This is a genomic window from Aminicella lysinilytica (assembly GCF_004362975.1).
In the GTDB taxonomy this organism is placed as follows: domain Bacteria; phylum Bacillota; class Clostridia; order Peptostreptococcales; family Anaerovoracaceae; genus Aminicella; species Aminicella lysinilytica.
This window is the reverse complement of record NZ_SNXO01000004.1, coordinates 58,180-80,571: the sequence shown is the minus strand read 5'-3', so window position 1 is coordinate 80,571 and position 22,392 is coordinate 58,180. Positions and strand designations below refer to the sequence as shown.

Sequence of the window (22,392 nt, the reverse complement as noted above, 5' to 3'; positions counted from 1 at the left end):
AATGAAAAAACTTGGAATATATATACACGTACCTTTTTGTTTGAAGAGATGCAACTACTGCGGATTCTATTCCAACGCCATGACTGACGCTACAGGCGCCAGGGAAGCCCAGACCCATTATGTCCAGTGGCTTATAGGCAAGATCCGCGAGAAAGGCGAGGAATTCCGCAAGAAATACCTGGTGGACACCATATTCATCGGCGGCGGCACACCGACGATCCTTCAGCCGGAAGCCATAGAAGCCATCATGGGAGCCATCAGAGAAAATTTTGCTGTAGAGTCGGACGCAGAGATAACCATAGAGTCCAACCCGAAGACCCTGACGCCTCAGAAGCTGAAGCGTTACAGGGCCACAGGCATCAACAGGCTTTCCATCGGCGCCCAGTCTATGGACGACGATATACTGAAATATCTGGGCAGGGCCCACGACAGGGCCGATTTCCTGGAGACCTATGAGATGGCCAGGAAGTGCGGCTTCGACAATATCAATGTGGATCTGATGTTCGCCATACCGGGCCAGACTAAGGCTCAGTGGCAGGACACAGTGGAGCAGGTGATCATGCAGGACCCTGAACATATATCATTTTACAGTCTCCAAATCGAAGAGGACACGCCGTTCTATAATGATTATATAGATGGCAGGCTCGTACCTTTAGACGATGGTCTGGACAGGGACATGTATCACTGGGCCATAGGCAGGCTAAAGTCAGCCGGCTACACCCACTATGAAATATCGAACGCCGCAAAGCCGGGATACGAATGCCGGCACAATCTGAAATACTGGTCATTTGACGAGTATCTGGGCATAGGCGACAGCGCTAGCTCCTTCATGAACGGCATCAGGACAACGGAAAAGCCCAGAGAAGAATACCATGAGAATGACTTCGACGATAATGCCGGAGAGTTCGTATTCACGGGCCTACGCAAAAGGCAGGGCATCAGCAAAAGGGAATTTGCAGAGCGCTTCGGCCGGGAGTTCTGGGATGTGTATGAAGGCAGACGCGCCAGAGTCCAGGAGTTTTTCGACAGCGGAGCGCTTCTTGAAGAGGGCGACAGGCTGTGGCTCTCGGAGGATGGCATAGATATTTCCAATCAGATAATGGCCATGTTCGTATAAGGGGGCGGTCTTAAATGAAGAAGTATATAATGGCTCTGGATCAGGGCACAACGAGTTCCAGATGCATAATCTATGACAGACAGGGCAAGCAGATCAGCGTGGCACAGATGGAATTCAAACAGTATTTTCCCAAGGAGGGCTGGGTCGAGCACGATGCTAATGAAATATGGACCACTCAGATGACCGTTGCCCATGAGGCTATGCTGAAAGCAAAACTCACATATGATAACATTGAAGCTATCGGGATAACGAACCAGCGGGAGACTACCATAGTATGGGATAAAGAGACGGGTGAGCCTGTGTATCACGCCATAGTATGGCAGTGTCGCAGGACGGCTGGATACTGTGATGAATTAATGCAGAAGCCTGACCTGGTGGATTCTATCAAGGCAAAGACCGGCTTGCTTCTGGACGCCTATTTCAGTGGAACCAAACTGCGCTGGATACTGGACAATGTTCCGGAAGCTCGTGAAAGGGCGGAAGCGGGAAACCTGCTCTTCGGCACCGTGGAAACATGGCTCATATGGAAAATGACAGGCGGAAAGGTCCATGTGACTGATTACACCAACGCTTCCAGAACGATGATGTTCAATATACATATTCTTGAATGGGATCGAGAGATCCTGGATGTTCTGGACATACCGACATCTATGCTGCCTGAGGCAGTGCCTAGCAGCCAGATATACGGCGAGACCATGGATACTCTCTTCGGCGGGCCTATACCAATAGCCGGAGCGGCAGGAGACCAGCAGGCAGCCCTCTTTGGACAGACCTGTTTCGAGGCCGGCGATGCCAAGAGCACCTACGGCACGGGGAATTTCCTCTTGATGAATACAGGAGAAAGCCCTGTAATATCTAAGAATGGCCTTTTGACGACTATCGCCTGGGGTCTTGACGGCAAAGTCAATTACGCACTGGAAGGCTCGGTCTTCGTCTGCGGCGCGGCTATACAATGGCTACGGGATGAGATGAACATCATGGACGATGCGGCGAAGTCAGAAGAAATGGCACTCGCAGTGAAAGATTCTGCCGGACTTTACGTGGTGCCGGCCTTTGTAGGCCTGGGCGCTCCTTACTGGGATCCTTATGCCCGCGGAGCAGTCTTCGGCATCACCCGTGGCGCTAACAAAAATCATCTGGTCAGGGCCACGCTGGATTCTATGGCTTATCAATGCAGTGACCTTCTGGGCGCCATGAGTCAGGATCTTGGCAGGAAGCTACCCGAACTGAGAGTCGATGGTGGCGCCTGCGCAAACAATTATCTCATGCAGTTTCAGGCTGATATACTTGGCTGCCGGGTCATGCGTCCGGCCTGCATAGAGACTACATCCCTTGGGGCTGCCTATCTGGCCGGCCTTGCTACAGGATACTGGAAGAATAAAGAGGACGTGAAGGCAAACTGCCGCATCGAGCGGGAGTTTGAACCTGTCATGGACCAAGAGACCAGGGCGGAGCTGCTGGCAGGCTGGGAGAAAGCCGTCAGTCGTGTCCGGGACTGGGCGAAATAGTTTAAAAGTTTTTCATAAATAGTGTTGACATTAAGCCAAGCATGGAGTACATTATATGTAGTGGTTAGCACTCTAAAAGCATGAGTGCTAACAAAGGAGCGAAAACATGGAATTAACAGAAAGAAAACTTAGGATTTTACAAGCCATCATAGGTGACTATGTTAAATCGGCTGAGCCTGTTGGTTCGAGAACTCTGGCTAAGAAATTCGATATGGCTATAAGCCCCGCTACTATCAGAAATGAAATGAGCGATCTGGAGGATATGGGTTATCTTACACATCCCCATACGTCAGCCGGAAGGGTGCCTTCAGATAAGGCCTATAGACTATATGTAAATGATATGATGGGTAAAGTCGAGGTATCTCCTGAGGCTAAAGAGGCTATTAAGAATACTCTCAGATCTGATATGGAGGAATTCGATAAGACCATCAAGCACGCAGCAGAATTGTTGTCAGAGATAACCAACCTGGCATCTTTTGCTATGACGCCTACTAAAGAAGAGGATACGCTTAGATTCGTAAATCTTCTGCCGGTAGATGAGCATACGGTAGTGCTTATGATAGTTGCCGAAAGCGGCAAGATATCAAACACGGCCCTGAAACTGAAGGTGCCGTATACTAAGGAAGCTTTGCAGATTCTGGCAAAGAATATTACATATAATTATCAGGGCAGAAGGCTCACGGAAGTGCTGACGGGTCAGATAGTAGAAGACTTCAATACAGATATCACGGCCATGAGCAGTCTGGCGGAGAACATTATGCCGAATTTCATGCGTACCCTGGCGGATATGCTGGATGTTCATCTGTATATGGATGGACTGAGTCACATATTCGATATACCGGAGTACAATAATCTGACGCGAGCCAAGAACTTCGTATCTCTTTTCGATAAGAGAGACGATTTCGTCAAGACCCTAATGAGCAGAGATGACGGTATGATAGTGACCATCGGCGGGGAAAATGCTGATGACGCTATGAATGATTGTTCTCTGATAACTGCTACCTATCATGTAGATGGACAACTGGTCGGAAAGATCGGAGTGATCGGACCGACGAGGATGCAGTATGGAGAAATAACTTCTATAGTAGAGTATCTGACGGAAAATCTGAATAAGACTTTTCGATTAGAAGGCGGTGAGGATGAAGAAGATGAGTAACGAAAACAAGACAGCTAATGAAGAAGAACTCAAGGAAGAAAAGGGGCAGAACACCCCGGATCCGACTGAGACCGAGGCTACTGAAGCGGAGTCCGGATCAGAGGCTCAGACCGGAGAAAAGGCTGAGACTAAAGACGAGGACAAGGCTAAGGCAACCGAGGATAAAGATGAAAATGCAGAAAATGCCAAGACAGAAGAACCAGAGAAGAAAGAGGACGAGGCCTTAAATGCCAAGTATCTGAGGCTCATGGCAGACTTTCAGAATTACAAACGCAGAACAGAGAAGGATAAAGGTGACATTTACGCCTATGCAAATGAGAAGATCGTTTCTCAGTTGCTGGAAGTTGTTGACAACTTCGAGAGAGCTCTGGATCACGAGTGTTCTGATGAAAGTTACGTAGAAGGCATGAAATTGATTTTCAAACAACTTACAGGCGTTCTGGAGAAGGCCGGGCTTGAAGAAATAAATGCATTGGGAGAGGAATTCGATCCTAACTTCCACAATGCGGTAATGACCGAAGACAATGACGATTATGACAGCGGAAAAGTAACAGAGGTCATGCAAAAGGGATATACGTTAAATAGTAAAGTAATCAGACCGTCAATGGTCAAGGTAAATAATTAGGAGGAAACATTAATGGCTAAAGTAATTGGTATAGACTTAGGAACTACTAACAGCTGCGTTGCAGTACTCGAAGGTGGAGATCCTACAGTTATTGCAAATGCAGAAGGAAACAGAACAACACCGTCCGTTGTAGGATTTACGAAAGGCGGAGAGAGATTGGTCGGAGAAACTGCGAAAAGGCAAGCAGTAACCAATCCGGAAAGAACTATCACATCTATCAAAAGGCATATGGGTGAAGATTACACCGTTGAAATCGACGGTAAGAAATACACGCCGCAGGATATTTCAGCAATGATCCTGACTAAACTGAAGACAGATGCTGAGAGTTATCTGGGAGAGAAAGTAACAGAGGCAGTTATCACTGTACCTGCATACTTCTCAGATGCTCAGAAACAGGCAACCAAGGATGCCGGCAGGATCGCCGGACTTGATGTCAAGAGAATAATCAACGAGCCTACGGCAGCATCACTGTCCTATGGCTTGGATAAGGAAGATGGAGCTCATAAGATCCTGGTATACGACCTGGGCGGCGGCACATTCGATGTATCCATATTGGAACTTGGCGACGGCGTATTCGAAGTACTCGCTACTAATGGTGATACTCATCTGGGCGGTGATGATTTCGATAACGTAGTAATGAACTACATGGCAGATACATTTGCCAAGGAAAACGGCGTTGATCTGAGAAGCGACAAGATGGCTCTTCAGAGATTGAAGGAAGCTGCAGAGAAGGCTAAGAAAGAACTTTCCAGCGCTCAGACAACCAACATCAACCTGCCGTTCATCACAGTAACAGACGCAGGCCCTCTACATCTGAATATGGATCTGACAAGAGCTAAATTCGACCAGCTGACAGCTGATCTTGTAAATAAGACTATAGAGCCTATGAATAAGGCTATGCATGATGCAGGCGTAAGTAACGCTGACATTTCCAAGGTAATTCTGGTAGGCGGTTCCACAAGGATCCCTGCAGTACAGGATGCAGTTAAGAAAGTCACAGGCAAAGAACCTTTCAAGGGTATCAATCCTGATGAGTGCGTAGCAGTAGGTGCATCTATCCAGGCCGGCGTACTTACCGGTGAAGTCAACGATGTACTTCTTCTGGATGTAACACCGTTGTCACTGTCCATCGAGACACTGGGCGGAGTAGCAACTAAGCTTATCGAGAGAAACACTACTATTCCTACAAAGAAGAGTCAGATATTCTCAACTGCCGCTGATAATCAGACAGCAGTTGATATCCACGTAATGCAGGGTGAAAGAGACATGGCTGCAGGAAACATCACGTTAGGACGTTTCCAGCTGACAGGAATCGCACCGGCTCAGCGTGGTATCCCTCAGATCGAGGTAACCTTCGACATCGATGCTAACGGCATCGTTAACGTAAGCGCTAAGGATCTGGGCACAGGAAAACAGCAGAATATTACAATAACATCTTCAACTAATCTGTCTGATGATGAAATCAAACAGAAGGTAGAAGAGGCCGCTAAGTTCGCTGAAGAGGATAAGCAGAAGAAGGAAGAAATAGAAGAGAAAAACAAGGCTGAGTCCCTGGTATATGAAACTGAAAAGGCATTGAAAGAACTTGAGGGCAAGATCTCAGAGGAGGAGAAGACCGACCTTGAGACAGCTAAGGAAGACCTGAAGAAGGCTCTGGAAGCTAATAATCCTGATGACATCAAGGCAAAGACTGACGTACTTACAGAGAAGTTCCATGCAGTTTCAGCTAAGATGTATGAGCAGGCCGCACAGCAGCAGCAGGCAGCAGGCGGAGCCGCAGGTGCCGGCCCTGATATGGGAGCAGCTGGTGGCGCCGGAGCAGCAGGCGGAAATGCAGGCGGCGCAGGAAATGACGATAATGTTGTCGATGCAGATTACACAGTAGTCGATGATGACAAGGACGAAAATAAATAGGAAAGTTAAAAGTTAGTATTATTGGATTTGCTCATGGGCGGCAGGGATACTGCCGCCGGGGCAAATTTTGATGCGTTAAGTAACGCATCGGCAGATACAGTAAACAGAAGGTGAGAGGAATGGCAGATAAACGCGATTATTACGAGGTCCTGGGATTGAAAAAAGGTGCCACTGAGGATGAAATCAAAAAAGCATTCAGAAAATCGGCGCTGAAATATCATCCTGACAGGAACCCCGGCGATAAAGAAGCCGAAGAAAAATTTAAGGAAGTAAACGAAGCCTATAGTATTCTGTCAGACCCTGACAAGAAGAACAAGTATGACCGTTTCGGTTTCGCAGGCGTCGATCCAAATGCCGGATTTGGCGGCGGCGGAGCAGGCGGCTTTGGAGGTTTTGGCGGAGAAGGCGGTTTCGATGATATATTCAATATGTTCGGAGGCATGTTTGGAGGCGGCTTTGGTAATCAGGGCGGCAATGCAGGCAGAAGAAACGGCCCGGCTAAGGGCAGAGATCTTCAACAGAATATAACTATAGATTTTAAAGAGGCAGTCTTCGGTACCAAGAAGACATTGACAGTTACCAAGTATGTGCAGTGTCCTAAGTGTAAAGGCGAAGGAGCAGCTCCGGGAACCAAGAAGAGGACCTGCCCTAAGTGTGGCGGTAGCGGTCAGGTACGCAGCGTACAGCAGACGCCTTTCGGTCAGTTTCAGACAAGTGCCCCTTGTCCTGACTGCGGAGGCAAGGGTACTATAATAGATACACCTTGTCCGGATTGTCACGGCTCAGGTAAAGTTAAGAAGACTATCAAGATCAGCGTAGACATTCCGGCCGGTGTGGATACAGACAGTGTTATTCCTATCAGGGGACAGGGAGAACCGGGAGAAAACGGCGGACCAAATGGAGACTTCTATGTGGTCATTTCCGTAAGGCCGGATACTTTGTTCAAGAGAGACAGAGATAATTTATATATCGATATTCCTATAGCTTTCCATCAGGCGGCTTTAGGTGACGAGATAACGGTACCAACAATGGATGGCAAGGTGGCTTATAAGGTCCCTGCAGGTACACAGCCGGGAACAGTCTTCAGGCTCAAAGGAAAAGGCGTCAGGAACGTCCGAAATGGACGTATGGGTGACCTTTACGTAAAGGTGAACCTGGAGGTGCCAACCAAACTGAATGGCGAGCAGAAGAAGGCCATAAAGACTATGGGAGAAAAGGTCGACCAAGGGTGCTATCAGAAGAAGTCGGGCTTCGCTCAGAAGATGAAAGATTTCTTCGCATAAGTAAAATAACGATCAGGATCCGAGATTTCGGGTCCTGTATTTTATTTGATTGATATGTTTAATTATGTATTATTTAAAAATTGTGACGTTTGTTAAAACCTATATGCTCAGACGCAAAAGTTTGTAAGAAAACTCGAAAAAACAAGGAAATAGCATCGACTTGTTAGTTAATTAACACAATTATCTTGTAATTTGCTTATCATAATGATATATTACATGCATTGTGCTTTTTTTAGTTGGGGGTGATTATAATGAGAGCATACGAAAGGTTAATAAGATACACTGCTTACCCAACAGGTTCGGATCCTAAGTGTGAAACCACACCTAGTTGCCATGCCCAGTGGGATTTTGCCCGTGATCTTGAAACTGAAATGAGAGATCTTGGATTTACGGATATCGATCTCGATGAACACTGTTATCTCATGGGTGAGATACCGGCGAATATTTCGGATTATAAAGGACCGATAATGGGGCTTATTGCTCATATAGACGTTTCCTGCGAAGCGCCTTTTAACGATGTTAAGCCACACATAGTTCATTATGAAGGCGGGGACCTGATTCAGAACGAAGAAAAGGATCTGAGAGTCAGTGTCGCCGATTTTCCATTTCTGGAGAACTACATTGGCTGCGATATTATAACCAGTGACGGAACCACTTTGCTGGGAGCTGATAATAAGGCTGGCATAGCGGAGATCCTAACCCTTGCTGAGAGGCTACAGAAAGATGATAGCATCAAACATGGGACAATCAGAGTATGCTTTACTCCCGACGAAGAAATCGGTATGAGCAGCGAATTCTTCGATGTGAAGAAATTTGGAGCTGACGCTGCATATACAGTAGATGGAGACGCCTTCGGCGAATGTCAGAGCGAGACTTTCAATGCCATCGAGGTAAACGTAGTGATCACAGGTCTTAACATCCATCCGGGATCAGCCAAGAACAAAATGATAAATGCTTCAAGGATAGCGGCTGAATTTGAAAGGATGATACCTGATGCTGAGACACCTGAGCACACGGAAATGTACGAAGGTTTCTATCATCTCTGCAGTATGAGCGGCGATGTAGAAAAAGCACAGATGGAATACATCATCAGAGATCACGATCTTGCAGTAGCGAGAAAGCGTGGAGAGACCCTGCAGAAGATAGCTGACTTCCTTAATTACAAATACGGAGAGGGAACCGTTGTAGTTGAGTTGGAAGAAAGTTATCGCAACATGCATGAGATACTAAAGGATCATCCTAAGCTTGTGGATATCCCTCTTGATGTGATCAGAGAAATGGGGACAGAGCCTGATACAAGTCCGATCAGAGGCGGTACAGATGGCGCGTTCCTGTCATTTAAGGGTCTGCCGTGTCCTAATATAGGGCCGGGAGGTCATAACTTCCACAGCCGCAAAGAATTCGCCGTAGTTCAGTCTATGGACAAGGCAGTAGAAATGCTCGTGAAGATCACGGAACGTTTTGCGCAGGCGGATAAGGACATATAAGAGTTTTTGTTAAAGAGGAGAGAAAAATGGAGTTAAAAAAGAAGAAGAAAAAGAATGGCTTTCCTTCAGCCTATTCTGTACTGTTCATAGTAATGATACTGGCAGCGATCCTGACATATATCATACCTGCAGGACAGTATTCAACACTATCGTATAACGCTGACAATGATGTTTTCGAAATCACTAAGCCAAGTGGCACAGTGCTGGAAATGCCAGCTACACAGAGCACACTGGACAAGATGCATATCAATGCTGATTTGAGCAAGTTTAAAGACGGCACAATCAATAAGCCTATGGCTGTCCAGGGAACATATGTAAGGATGCATCAGGCTGGTCAGGGTATCAAGGCATTGATAATGGCCCCTATAGACGGAGTATACCAATGTATGGATATAGTCCTGTTCATATTCATGATAGGAGGCACAGTCGGTATCCTGAACTATATGGGGGCCTTTAACGCGGGAATCACGGAATTGGCCCGAGTGTCCAAGGGACGCGAAGAAATAATAATAGCGGTAGTTACCTTCCTGATCGCATTAGGCGGAACTACCTTCGGTATGGCGGAGGAGACTATAGCCTTCTATCCGATACTGATACCGATATTCCTCAAGTCGGGGTACGATGCCATGGTCGGCATAGCGGCCATCTGGTGTGGCTCGTCAATAGGATGTATGTTCTCGACGGTAAATCCATTCTCAGTAGTAATAGCGTCTAATGCCGCAGGCATCAACTTCAATGCGGGTATGTCCTTCAGAATCGTGGGACTTATCATAGGAGTTGTTCTGACTGTAGCGTTTATCATAAGATACGCTAAGAGAGTCAAAGCAGATCCTTCATATTCCATCATCTATGCTGATAAAGAACATATCGAGAACAAATTTGGAATCACAGGCGAAGTCGAAGAAAAAGAAGAGAGAATGTCTCTTAAGTATAAGATCGTTCTGATCCTGTTCTTCCTGACTTTCGTGATCATGATCATCGGAGTATCCAAACTCGGATGGTGGTTCGGAGAGATGGCAGCCCTGTTCCTTTGTTCGGCTATCATACTCGGTATCATTGGCGGACTGCAGGAAAAAGAAATCGCAAGAGAGTTCATCAACGGAGCTTCCGACCTGGTTGGAGTAGCGCTGGTATGCGGACTTGCAAGAGCCGTAAATATTCTGCTGGAGAACGGCAAAGTATCAGATACACTGCTCCATACTATGTCAGGTTGGGTAGAAGGAATGAACCCTGTACTCTTCATCGTAGTAATGATGCTGGTATTCATCGTACTGGGATTCTTCATCAACTCGTCCTCTGGACTGGCTGTACTGTCAATTCCTATCATGGCACCTTTGGCTGACGCAGTCGGACTGCCTAGAGAACTGGTAATCTCAGCTTATATCTACGGCCTGGGACTCATAGGTCTGATCACACCGACAGGTCTGATTCTGGCATCGCTGGAAATGGTAGACGTTACCTTCAATAAATGGTTGCGGTTCTGCTGGCCATTGATGGTCATCTGGACCATATTGGGTATGGTCATGCTGATTGCACAGATATATCTGTAAAAACATATAATATATCCATATTTTTAAGGGGAGCACTGCTTGAGAGCGGCGCTCTCCTTTTTTCTTGCAAAATGTTATCAGATATGATAACATACTATACAAGGGAGGGATACTGATGTCTGATATATTACAGAAAAAAAGACAGGCAATAATACGGCAGTTTGTCACTGAACGAATCATACAGGGACTTACACAGGAAGAGCTGGCAGAGCGTATTGGGACACAACGCTCGAACATATGCAGATTAGAAAGCGGAAAGCAGAATCCCTCGTTGGATTTAATGGTAAAACTATCGCAGGCCCTTGGAAAAGAGCTTGAATTCAATTTGGTAGAAAAGGAGGAGTCTCATATGGATAAATATGTTCTTCGGATGTTTGATGTGAATCTGATAGAGTTTACCTTAGAAGAAAAGGGATTAGAAGGTCTGACAGCAAGAATCGATCAGACTTACGAAGATAAGGAATATTTGTTTCCTTTGGATTTGAAAGTGAGTGGAGAAGGACTTCTGGAATGGCTGCAGAAACGGGTTATTCCGAAGAACAGGGCCTTTGTAGATGAAATTCTGCAATCACTTGGGTTGTCTGCTAATGATACCAAGGGCATAATTGATGTGTGCAAAGGGCTGTCGTTGACAGATAGTTATTGGATCGTGCCCTGCGGATTTGAAGGGAAATTTGCAGACTATAATCTTTTCGAAAATCGCTTTTCCGAAATTCTTTCTCTTGTGGCGTATACAGGCGTAGGACGGACTCATGAAGCGTTTTCAACTTCTCCGGAGCTGACGACAGGCGGTGCTTTGCCAAAGGCGTGGAGATTCATCGATGGCGATGGCGTTTTTCTTTATAAAGGGGGAACTTCCGGTGGCGCTAACACAGGTAAGGAGCCCTTCAGCGAATACTACGCGTTTCAGATAGCAAAACAAATGGGCCTGAATGCAGTTGAATATGATCTAGAAAACTGGAAAGGCTTACTTGCGTCCAAGTGCAGGCTTTTTACTGATATAGGCACTTCATTTGTGCCTGCTTATGGCCTTGTGGGGAAGGATACGCTGAAACCGTACATTGACTATTACCGTAACCTGGGTGAAGAGTACTATGAGCAACTTTGCAGCATGCTTGTCTTTGATGCTGTAATATATAACGAGGACAGGCATTTCGGAAACTTTGGAATTTTAAGAGACAATAAAACCGGACAGATAATTTCGCCGGCACCGATTTTCGATAATGGGCTATCTCTATTCAGCGCTGCTATGCCTGATGAATTCGAAAATATAGGTGAATACGCCGCAACACGGATGCCTCCATATCGCAACGTTACCTTTGAGGCCATATGCCGTGAAGTCATAGGGAGAAAGCAAATGCAACAACTGCGTAAACTTTTAGGATTCCACTTTAAACGTCATCCTAAGATAAATTTGCCGGAGAAACGACTGATGTCCATTGAAGCACAGATCCAAAAGAGGGCGTCATATCTGTTAGAATTACCAGGAAATTGACATTACCAGAGGCCTGGCATATAATTTAACATAATAGAAATGGAGGCAGCTATGGCTGATAAAGCAAGAAAGAATTCATTAGTAGACGAAGTGTATCAGAACATAGAAGGATGGATCACATCGGGTCAGCTTGACCCCGGTGACCGCCTTAACATAGAAGACATATCCAAGGAGCTGGGCGTCAGCAGGACGCCGGTCAGAGAAGCAATAGGAAGACTCATACAGGACGGTTACGTGGAACAGCGGCATAATGCGGGCCCGTCGGTCATAAGCTTCACGCCGGAGCAGGAGCTGGACATCTGCCAGGCCAACGCTTACATTATGAACGTGGTCATGAGTATACTGCGCAGGGACGATGGGGAGAAAACCCTTGCGGTAGAACTCAGGTCTATCTATGAGGAACAAAAGGCAGCCTGCGAGGCAGGAAATCTGGCCAGGTTTCATCAGGCCTCCACGGACTTTCACAACACGATAATTTCATTTTGTTCTAATGAGACTATCAAGAAGGCCGCGGCCAATATTTACAGACAGTTGAATATTACAACGCTTCTGTATCAGACTATAGTAGACAATCAGAATATGGGTCTTGAGAATCACGAGGGCATTTTGCTGGCTATCGAGGCAGGCAATATGACCAGAGCACAGGAACTTATGAAACAGCATAACGTAGAAGGTACCCGAAGGTATCTTCAGAGGAGGGCAGAATAGATGAGAGAATTGATGACAGGTAACGAGGCCATCGCAAGGGGCGTATATGAATCGGGCATAACCTTTGCGGCGGCTTATCCGGGCACGCCAAGTACGGAAATACTGGAGACCCTGGCTACGAGATACAGAGACGATCTTCACGCAGAGTGGGCTCCTAATGAAAAGGTAGCGGTGGAATCAGCCATCGGCTATTCTTTTGTTGGAGGCAGAGCCTTCAGCTCCATGAAACAGGTAGGACTCAATGTCGCAGCCGACCCGTTGTTCTCCTTCGCCTATGAAGGCGCCAACGGAGGTTTTGTTTTCGTCACGGCAGACGAGCCGGGCATACATTCTTCACAGACGGAGCAGGACAACAGATTCTACGCCGGCATGATGGATATAATAATGCTGGAGCCGTCGGACAGCCAGGAATGCAAGGATATGGTCATTGAGGGTATAAGACTTTCGGAGAAGTTCAACATACCGGTAATGGTCAGAATGACAACCAGAGTCTGCCACTCCAAGAGTTTCGTGGAAATGGGCGAGAGGACGGAAGTCCCTAAGCGGGAATATGTCAGAGACGTATGGCAGAGGACGACTATGCCTGCAGTTTCAATAAAGCTGCGCCATGAGATCCTCGAGAAGCTGCCGAAGATGGCGGCTGCCAGTGAAGAATCTGACTTCAACTATTCTATAATCAATGAAGGGGCCAAGATAGGAGTTGTCACCAGCGGCATATCTTTCCAGTATGCCAAGGATGCCCTTGGAGATGCGGCTTCATATTTCAAGGTGGGATTTCCATTCCCACTGCCAACGGAGAAAATCAGAGAGTTTGCGTCTAAGTTCGACAAACTCTATGTCATAGAAGAAAGCGAGCCTTTCCTGGAATTCCAGCTGAAGGACAAACATATTGACTGTATCGGCCGGGAGTTGTTCCCTCAGGAGGGCGAGCTGTCCACAGCTATCATCAAGGAAAAGGTCCTGGGCATCAGGAACGAGACAATAGACCTGCCGGTGGAGAAAATCAAGGCCAGACCGCCGGTATTCTGCGCAGGCTGTCCTCACAGAGGACTTTTCTACGAGCTTGGCAAGCGGGCTAAATCAGGGAAGATATTCATAAGCGGAGATATAGGATGCTATGGTATTTCGCCCCTGCCGCCATTCAATGCCACTGATACTATCGTTTGCATGGGCGAGTCTGTATCGGGTGGCCACGGCGCTGCCAAGGCTTTCGAATATTATGGAACGGATATGAAATCCGTCAGCGTTCTGGGTGATTCAACTTTCTTCCACAGCGGCATGACAGGACTTCTGGACATCGTATATAACCACAGTAATTCACTGGTCATAATTATGGACAACCGGACAACTGGCATGACGGGCCACCAGGACAATCCTGGCACCGGCTACACGGCCAGGGGCACAGAGGCTCCTGCCGCAGACATTACGGCCATCGTGAAAGCATTCGGTATCAAAAACGTCCGCACCATAAATCCGCTGGTTCTTGCTGAGGTCAGCAAAGCCCTGGACTGGGGCCTGGGACTTTCGGAGCCGGCCGTAATAATCACCAGATGGCCTTGCGCTTTGAAAAAATTCAGCCCCGACGATCTGGCCGAGTTCGATACAAGCAGGCATCTTTTTGAGGTACAGGCTGACAAGTGCATCGGGTGCAAAAAGTGCACTCAGACGGCTTGCCCGGCATTGAGATATGACAATGAATCCAAGAAGGCCGGCATCTACGCGCCGTCCTGCAACGGCTGCGGCATCTGCGCGCAGGTTTGTCCGGCAGATGCTATATCTATGGTGAAATAGGGGGGATGGTAATATGACAAAAAGTATACTTTTAGTAGGAGTCGGCGGTCAGGGTACTATCCTTGCCAGCAAGCTTCTTACAATAGGGCTGGGCCAGGAAGGCTACGATGTGAAAATGTCTGAGATCCACGGCATGTCACAGCGAGGCGGAAGCGTCAGCACACAGATAAGATTCGGAGAGCAGGTCAATGCGCCGGTTATAGGACTTGGCGAAGCTGAACTCATAGTTGCCTTCGAAGAAGAAGAGACATACAGGTGGATGAAGTATCTGAAGCCCGGCGGCAAAGTGGTGATGAACAAGTTCAGGATACCGAGTTCGCCTATGCTTACAGGGGATGAGGTCTATCCGGAGGGACTCATCGATGAGATCAGCGCCAAAGTGGAGACTACAGTGATACCGGCCTCTGAAGAAGCGGCCAAACTGGGTTCGCCTCAGTCTATGAACATAGTCCTCTTGGGAGCTCTGGTCAAGGCTATGGGCCTGACTGATATCGACTGGGAAAAGATCATGAAGGAGAACACCAAACCGGCCTTTCTGGAGAAAAATCTCCAGGCATTCAGGGTGGGTATGGATTATCTGGCGTAGCAATAAAATCAGCCTCGAAAAGGGGCTTTTTTTATTGTTTTTTCTATTGACTTTATGGCTTAAAACTGTATAATTAGTTTTGCACGGCAGTTTAGAAATACTAAACTGCAAGTTTAGGAAAAGAAAGCGTCAAGAGAATGGATATAGGTTTTAAAATCAAGGAACTGAGGGTGGCCAAGGGCCTCACTCAGGAGGAACTGGCTGACAGGGCTGAACTCTCCAAAGGGTTCATATCACAGCTTGAGAGGGATCTGACATCGCCGTCGATTTCTACGCTGGAGGACATACTTCTCTGCCTGGGAATATCGGTGGCGGACTTCTTTACGGAGGACGTGGACGAGCAGATAGTGTTCGGCTACGACGACTATTTCGAGAAGGTGGATCCGGAACTGAAGAATAAGATAGAGTGGGTCGTCCCCAGCGCTCAGAAGAATATGATGGAACCGGTCAGGCTTACACTGGAGGCCGGAGGTTCCACTTATCAGGATCTGCCCCATGAGGGAGAAGAATTCGGATATGTCCTGAAGGGAAGAGTGACAATCCACCTGGGTAAGAATAAACACGATGCCGGGGCAGGAGAGTCATTCTACTATATATCAGAAAAACGCCATTACATAACATCGGATAAAGGAGCAGAGATCATCTGGGTCAGCGCTCCACCAAGTTTTTAGCAGGAGTTGTAAATGAAAACATCACTTATTGAGTTAAAGAATATAACCAAAGCCTTCGAGGACAATGTGGTTCTGGATGATTTCAGCCTGACAGTAAATCAGAATGAGTTCATTACTCTGCTGGGCCCTTCCGGCTGCGGCAAGACCACGACACTCCGCATCGTTGGCGGATTCGAAAGCCCCGACAGCGGCAGGGTATTTTTTGAGGGTAAGGACATCACCGACGTGCCGCCTAACAAACGCCACATCAACACCGTATTTCAAAAGTACGCTTTGTTCCCTCATATGAACGTAGGGCAGAACATCGCCTTCGGCCTTGAAATCAGCGGCAAGAGCGACGCGTACATCAAGGATAAGGTCAGATATGGCCTGAAGCTTGTTAACCTGGAGGGCTTTCAAAACAGGAAGATCGAGTCTCTGTCCGGCGGCCAGCAGCAGCGGGTGGCCATGGCCAGAGCTATCGTTAATGAGCCGAAGGTGCTGCTCCTGGACGAGCCTCTTGGGGCCCTGGATCTGAAACTTCGCCAGGACATGGAGTACGAGCTCATCAGAATGAAGAACGAGCTGGGAATAACCTTTATTTACGTTACTCACGATCAGGAGGAAGCTCTGACCATGAGCGACAAGGTGGTTGTCATGAACGGCGGATACATCCAACAGATGGGCACGCCTGAGGAAATATACAATGAGCCTGAGAACGCCTTTGTTGCTGACTTTATCGGCGACAGCAACATCATCGACGGTATCATGATGGAAGACCGTGTGGTGAAGATATGCGACACGATTTTCCCATGCGTTGACGAAGGGTTCGGCACAAAAAAGCCTGTGGATGTGGTCATCCGTCCGGAGGATCTCATTATAGGCAAGCCGGGTCAGGGGCAAATGGACGGCGAGGTCATCCACAATGTTTTCATCGGAGTTCATTACGAGATGGAGATCCTGGCCGGTGGATTTGAATGGCTGGTACAGAATACCGTCAGCTATCCTGTAGGCGCCAAAGTCAGCATGTCTGTGATCCCGGAGAATATCCAGATCATGCATAAGCCTCAGACTAAGGAAGAGGAGGCTATAGACACTGATGTATAGAAAACTTATGGCAACACCCTATCTCTTCTGGGTATTATGCGGCACGATCATTCCACTATGTATGATCATGTATTATGGATTTACAGATAGAACAGGGAATTTCACAGTTTCAAACGTACTGGCTATATTTCAGCCGGTACACGCTCAGGCCCTGGGCCTGGCTCTTTTGCTGGCTTTCGTCAGCACATTGATCTGCCTGCTTCTGGCATTTCCTCTGGCGCTGATCCTGAAAGGAAGCAGCTGGGGCCGGAAGGGGTTTATCGTGTTCATTTTCATATTGCCAATGTGGATGAATTTCCTTCTGCGTACTATGGCGTGGCAGGTTATCCTGGAGAAGGGCGGAATTTTCAATACTCTGTTGACTACATTACATTTGCCGACTTTGGATATAATCAATACGCCGGCAGCCATTGTCCTGGGCATGGTCTACGACTTTCTGCCTTTCATGGTATTGCCTATTTACAATACGCTGATGAAAATAGATGACAATGTTATCGAGGCTGCCTATGACCTGGGCGCGACGAAAGGGAAGGTGCTGAAGGATATTTTGCTGCCTCTCAGCGTGCCCGGAATTGCCAGCGGCATTACCATGGTATTCGTTCCCAGCCTGACAACCTTTGTTATATCTAACATCCTCGGCGGGGGCAAAATCTATCTCATAGGCAATATAATCGAGCAGGAATTCACCACCAGCGCCAACTGGAATCTGGGCTCTGGTCTGTCTCTGGTAATGATGGTGTTTATAGTCATAAGCATGGGCGCCATGTCTAAGCTGGATAAAAGCGGGGAGGGGAATTTCATATGAAGAAGATAAAGATGATCTATTTGATAGTCATAATGATGTTCCTGTACCTGCCTATAGTGACACTTATGGTATTCAGCTTCAACGAGAGCAAGTCCATGTTCAAATGGACCGGGCTTTCCCTGCGCTGGTATAAGGAAATGTTCACGGATACGCAGATGCTGTCTGCTATCTGGAATACCTTCAGCATAGCCCTGACGGCTTCAGTGGTGGCGACTGTTATAGGGACCCTGGCCTGCGTTGGGATAATGCAGATGGGCAGGAGATCCCAGACTGCCATAATGGGTCTTAATAATATACCACTTCTCAACGCGGATATCGTTACGGGTATTTCCCTCATGCTCTCCTTTATCGCCTTCGGGTTTTATCTGAGCTGGGGTACAGTTCTCATGGCGCATATAACATTCTGCATTCCTTATGTGATACTGTCAGTTATGCCTAAACTCAAGCAGTTGGGCGCCGGCAGTTACGAGGCTGCCCTCGATCTTGGAGCATCACCCTTCTACGCCTTCCGCAAGGTGGTGATTCCGGACATCAAGCCGGGTATCGTGTCGGGATTTCTCCTGTCATTTACTATGTCAGTAGACGACTTCGTAGTGACACATTTCACCCGCGGAGCAGGCATCAATACCATATCTACACTGATCTACAGTCAGGTGAAGGTAGGCATCAGGCCTACGTTATTTGCCCTGTCGACGGTGATCTTCCTGGTTGTACTTGTGGTCCTGGTACTGGTAAACTTCGTATCAGGAAAAGACAATGGAGAGGAGGAGTTCTTCTATGAAGTTGCTCAAGGGTAAAAGAATCCTGATTCTGATCCTGGCCCTGTGCCTTCTCTGCGTTTGCGCTGTGGTCATGACCGGCTGCGGTCAGAAGGATAGGAACGAGGTCCGGATATACAGCTACGGCGATTATATCGCTCCGGGCCTTATCAAGGAGTTTGAAAAGGAGACAGGCATCAATGTCATTTATGATACCTTCGATACTAATGAGGAAATGTATCCTGTCATAAAAAATCAGGCCGGTGTCTACGATGTTATCTGCCCGTCTGATTACATGGTGGAGCGCATGCGCAACGAGGGTCTTTTGTCCAAGATAGATTATTCCAAGGTGCCGAATTTCAAGAACATCGGCAGCCGTTATCTGAAAATCGCCGACAGATCATACGACCCGGGCAACAAGTACGCCGTGCCGTACCAGTGGGGCATTGCGGGCATTATGTATAATTCCAGCAAGATCCAAAAGGGTGAGATCACGTCATGGAATGACCTTTGGAACAAAAAGTACAAAGGCAGTATTATCATGCAGGACAGTCTTCGTGATACTATGGGGGCGTCGCTGAAGGCTCTGGGGTATTCGCTGAATTCTACTAAGAAGTCGGAACTTTCTGCGGCCGCGGATTATCTTGTCAAACAAAAACCTCTGGTGTATAAGTATGCCAACGATTCGGCCAGGGATCTGCTGGTGGGTAATTCTGCTGATGTTGGAGTGGTCTGGAACGGGGAAGTGCTTTACAGCCAGGAGTTGAATAAGGATCTGGATTTCGTGATCCCCAAGGAGGGTACGGAGTTGTTTATAGATAACTGGTGTGTACCGAAGAATGCCTTTCACAAGTCTAATGCCATGAAGTGGATCAATTTCATGTGCAGGGCTGATGTGGCGTATAAGAATTATGAGTATCTGACGTACAGTACGCCTAATGAGGCTGCTCGGAAGATGATGTCGAAGAAGCTGCAGAACAGCAAGGTGCTGTTCCCGTCGGATGAACTTCTGAAGAAGAGTGAGGTGCTGCGGGATGTGGGACCTGACGGGGATGATCTGTATAGTTACTACTGGAAGATCTTCAAGTCGCGGTAAGCTTGCCTTCCGCTTGGCTTGTCCTCGTGCGCAGGCAGTCATTAGTCTCACTCGTGAAGAATAGAACGCGTTACGAACTAGGCGAAGATTAGAAATTTACTGGGTAAATTTCAAATGGTGTTTCAGTCGTAACAATTGTGCAAGCACATTGTTACTCCATCATCACCATTTCTTCGCCGTCAAACATCGTAACGCGTTTGGCTATTCTTCCTGCTCGTCTGCGACTATGACTGCATTTGCTCCTGCGGAATCGCCTGCGCGGAAGGCAGTTTACCGTAGTTGAAATAGACTTGGGTTTTGGTCTTGTTATCAATGCTCATTTTAGCAGGGTACGCACTTGAATTCCACGGTGATATGTTGTAACATATTGTGTGAAGGAAGGGCAACATATTGACAGAGAGAGGAGCGATATATTATGGATGAAAAGGATCCTGGATTTTTCGGTTTTGGTTTCGATTTCAACAATGATGGTAATCTGGATGACGGTGAGCGTATCAACGATACGGCGCAGTTTATGGATACCTTCGGAAGTAGTGATGAAGAAAACGAAGACGAAGATGACGACGGTGGCGTCGGAAGGCCTTGGACTGATGCTGATTTCAGGTTCAAGGCACCTATAGACATAAGAAAAATAGCAGCAGAGGAAGAGGCGAAGAAGAACCCGGGTAAGAAACCGGATAGTACATCAGATCCCGATGATATATTCGGTGGGATCTTTAAAGACTTAGACGAGAAATTAAAGAAATAGAAAAACAACTCGGATGGATGGGATGTCCACCGAGCTGTTTTTATGTTTAAGAAGTCAGCATTTCTGCTGTTATCTCACTTTGATTTTCAGTGTCTTGCTGTAACTGCTGCAATAGTAATTGGCACCGTCAAGAGTTCTGTAAGCCTTGATCTTAACATAGACATAATGTCCCTTCAGGCCATCCTTCAATGTTTTGGCTGTAGTCTTGTTATTGGTCACGTTGTAGTACTTGGATGTCTTGAAAGTACTGCTGTTGGAATACTTTATCAGATATCCTGATGTTCTGCTTGTCTTGTTCCAGTAGATCCTGAAATAGTTCTTGGCAGGTTTTTTGATTTTAGTAACTTCTACAACTGGCGGTCTGGCATATACCTTGACAGTGACCTGCTTGCTGCCGGCTGTCCTGTTGGATGAAGCCGCGCCTTTGATGGTGATAGTGGCCGTGCCGGACTTATTATTGGTAGTGAGAATTCCGCTGCTGTTTACTGTTACAAGATCCTCATCAGATGAATAATAGGTGAGTTTACCACCGTTTGTAGTTGCGCCTATCTTGATGCCGTAATGGTCTCTGCCGATTCTATAAGTTGAACGCAGTGTCTTGATAGTCGGCTTGGACTTGACTATTCTAAATGTCTTGGTAATAGAGCCAACATAAGGGAGTTTGCCGGTAATTTTAATAGTTGCTGTACCTACATTCTTGTTATTCGAATAGCTCAGGGAATAGTTAGTACCATTCTTTAAAGTAGTGCCATTGTATTTAACAGTTGTAGTAGGAGTTAACGCTTTTCCAGTGTAAGACAAGTTGCTAACATTAGAGGCTGTAGCGGTAGTGCTGTTGAAGGCAAGAGTGGTAATCTTGAATGACTCTAACACTTCGTTGGAATAATTACCAATTCCCCTGACTATAACATAGGCTGTGCCACCCTTGACATTATGGAAATACATAGTTACATAGTCTGTACCTTTGGTAAGAATAGTGTCACCATTCTTTACTGTAACGGTTGGCTCTAGCTTTTTGCCTGTAGCTTGTTTCTTAGAATAACTCAGGGATACTGAGCAATCTCCTATTGAAGTAGTGCCAGCTTTGGTCACGCCGGAATTCAGTTTGTAATACCAGAAATCCCTGTCCACACGTTTGCTACCTGCGCCGCTGACAGAACCTGAACTTGTGTATTGCCAGTACTCGTAGGGGTGCGAGAAATCTGAACTGCTATTATAGTGGGCCAGCCAGAATTTATATGACGACAGGCTGTTGAAATCAAATTTCGAATTAGACAGTGAATAATATGAATATAGCATCGGCGTGTATCCGGCCTTTTTCACATAATTACAGAAAGCCTTAGCACATTTGGTCATAGTTGACTTGGTTCCCATCTTCTTCTCATAATCCATGACTATAGGCATGGTTATACCGCCGTATTTATTGGCTATAGAAACAGCATATTTAGCTTCTCTGATTGCTTGCTTTGTGGTCTTGGCTTGCGAATAATAATACAGGCCAACATTGACGCCGGCTGCCTGAGCATTTACAATATTTTTTGCACAGTAACTGTCAGCATTTATAGTTGTGGATCCTAACGATGTGAAGCCACATCTTATAAAGGCAAAATCAACCCCATCACGCTTGATTTTGTTCCAATTGTTGTTGTGCTGGAAAAAAGATACATCTATTCCGTGAAATAACTTGTAACTGCTGGAAGTGTACCAGCTTGGATGCGTGTATTTGGTTCCGTCTACAGTACTCGTCGCCCCATAGACTATGCCTATAGTACCTCCGATGACAGCTAAGCTGACCAGCAACGGTACTAAGATCTTCTTGAATTTCAAAATATTACCCCCTCGAATGTCAATGCTACTATTGTTACATATTTTAACGTTCTGTGCTGTTATAATTGTCATAAGATTCTTAAGATTTCTTAAGAATTCACCACTATGATAACAATTATCCGCTGATAAGTCAACCTTCTTCACAGTTAATTCACATACAAGTCTTGCAAATTGCAACTAT

General features: G+C 46.7%; 19 protein-coding genes. 18 read left to right on the top strand and 1 reads right to left on the bottom strand.

The window, feature by feature from the left end; all coding sequences use genetic code 11:
- Position 1 precedes the first annotated feature (1 nt).
- The 18 genes from hemW to EV211_RS01815 all read left to right on the top strand — a co-directional run bounded on the left by hemW (position 2) and on the right by EV211_RS01815 (position 20,384).
- Positions 2 to 1,117 carry a radical SAM family heme chaperone HemW gene (gene hemW, locus EV211_RS01900; RefSeq protein ID WP_133527741.1) on the top strand — a complete coding sequence of 372 codons (1,116 nt, stop codon included), beginning with the start codon at positions 2 to 4 and terminating at the stop codon, positions 1,115 to 1,117.
- A gap of 14 nt (positions 1,118 to 1,131) precedes the next feature.
- A complete protein-coding gene (gene glpK, locus EV211_RS01895) occupies positions 1,132 to 2,625 on the top strand; it encodes a glycerol kinase GlpK (protein WP_133527740.1) in 1,494 nt (497 codons plus the stop codon).
- Between the two features lie 106 nt (positions 2,626 to 2,731).
- Positions 2,732 to 3,781 (top strand): heat-inducible transcriptional repressor HrcA, encoded by a 1,050-nt coding sequence (hrcA, locus tag EV211_RS01890; protein WP_133527739.1) that lies wholly within the window; start codon positions 2,732 to 2,734, stop codon positions 3,779 to 3,781.
- Positions 3,765 to 4,406: a nucleotide exchange factor GrpE gene (gene grpE, locus EV211_RS01885; protein WP_133527738.1), complete on the top strand. Its 642-nt coding sequence runs from the start codon at positions 3,765 to 3,767 to the stop codon at positions 4,404 to 4,406. Before hrcA ends, grpE begins: the two co-directional genes overlap by 17 nt.
- Before the next feature lie 12 nt (positions 4,407 to 4,418).
- Positions 4,419 to 6,320 carry a molecular chaperone DnaK gene (dnaK, locus tag EV211_RS01880; protein ID WP_133527737.1) on the top strand — a complete coding sequence of 634 codons (1,902 nt, stop codon included), beginning with the start codon at positions 4,419 to 4,421 and terminating at the stop codon, positions 6,318 to 6,320.
- 119 nt (positions 6,321 to 6,439) lie between these two features.
- Positions 6,440 to 7,603, top strand: coding sequence for a molecular chaperone DnaJ (gene dnaJ / locus EV211_RS01875; RefSeq protein ID WP_133527736.1), 1,164 nt, complete (start codon positions 6,440 to 6,442; stop codon positions 7,601 to 7,603).
- 251 nt (positions 7,604 to 7,854) lie between these two features.
- Positions 7,855 to 9,090 carry a peptidase T gene (gene pepT / locus EV211_RS01870; protein ID WP_133527735.1) on the top strand — a complete coding sequence of 412 codons (1,236 nt, stop codon included), beginning with the start codon at positions 7,855 to 7,857 and terminating at the stop codon, positions 9,088 to 9,090.
- Between the two features lie 26 nt (positions 9,091 to 9,116).
- Positions 9,117 to 10,640 (top strand): YfcC family protein, encoded by a 1,524-nt coding sequence (locus tag EV211_RS01865; protein WP_133527734.1) that lies wholly within the window; start codon positions 9,117 to 9,119, stop codon positions 10,638 to 10,640.
- A gap of 115 nt (positions 10,641 to 10,755) precedes the next feature.
- Entirely contained in the window at positions 10,756 to 12,135 is a 1,380-nt protein-coding gene (locus EV211_RS01860; protein WP_133527733.1) for a helix-turn-helix domain-containing protein, read from the top strand.
- Between the two features lie 51 nt (positions 12,136 to 12,186).
- Positions 12,187 to 12,843 (top strand): GntR family transcriptional regulator, encoded by a 657-nt coding sequence (locus tag EV211_RS01855; RefSeq protein WP_166635335.1) that lies wholly within the window; start codon positions 12,187 to 12,189, stop codon positions 12,841 to 12,843.
- Entirely contained in the window at positions 12,844 to 14,634 is a 1,791-nt protein-coding gene (locus EV211_RS01850; RefSeq protein WP_133527731.1) for a thiamine pyrophosphate-dependent enzyme, read from the top strand.
- Between the two features lie 13 nt (positions 14,635 to 14,647).
- Entirely contained in the window at positions 14,648 to 15,220 is a 573-nt protein-coding gene (locus EV211_RS01845; RefSeq protein WP_133527730.1) for an indolepyruvate oxidoreductase subunit beta, read from the top strand.
- Between the two features lie 137 nt (positions 15,221 to 15,357).
- A complete protein-coding gene (locus EV211_RS01840; RefSeq protein ID WP_133527729.1) occupies positions 15,358 to 15,891 on the top strand; it encodes a helix-turn-helix domain-containing protein in 534 nt (177 codons plus the stop codon).
- Between the two features lie 12 nt (positions 15,892 to 15,903).
- Positions 15,904 to 16,977, top strand: a complete 1,074-nt coding sequence (locus EV211_RS01835) for an ABC transporter ATP-binding protein (RefSeq protein WP_133527728.1) — start codon at positions 15,904 to 15,906, stop codon at positions 16,975 to 16,977.
- Positions 16,970 to 17,782, top strand: coding sequence for an ABC transporter permease (locus tag EV211_RS01830; RefSeq protein ID WP_133527727.1), 813 nt, complete (start codon positions 16,970 to 16,972; stop codon positions 17,780 to 17,782). Before EV211_RS01835 ends, EV211_RS01830 begins: the two co-directional genes overlap by 8 nt.
- Complete coding sequence (locus EV211_RS01825) at positions 17,779 to 18,579, top strand: ABC transporter permease (protein ID WP_133527726.1); 801 nt, start codon at positions 17,779 to 17,781, stop codon at positions 18,577 to 18,579. Before EV211_RS01830 ends, EV211_RS01825 begins: the two co-directional genes overlap by 4 nt.
- Positions 18,560 to 19,636: an ABC transporter substrate-binding protein gene (locus tag EV211_RS01820; protein ID WP_133527725.1), complete on the top strand. Its 1,077-nt coding sequence runs from the start codon at positions 18,560 to 18,562 to the stop codon at positions 19,634 to 19,636. The genes EV211_RS01825 and EV211_RS01820 overlap by 20 nt, the downstream gene beginning before the upstream one ends.
- 415 nt (positions 19,637 to 20,051) lie before the next feature.
- Positions 20,052 to 20,384, top strand: coding sequence for a hypothetical protein (locus EV211_RS01815; RefSeq protein ID WP_133527724.1), 333 nt, complete (start codon positions 20,052 to 20,054; stop codon positions 20,382 to 20,384).
- 69 nt (positions 20,385 to 20,453) lie between these two features.
- Here EV211_RS01815 and EV211_RS01810 read toward each other — a convergent pair whose 3' ends face one another.
- A complete protein-coding gene (locus tag EV211_RS01810; protein WP_166635334.1) occupies positions 20,454 to 22,211 on the bottom strand; it encodes a GH25 family lysozyme in 1,758 nt (585 codons plus the stop codon).
- Positions 22,212 to 22,392: the final 181 nt, after the last annotated feature.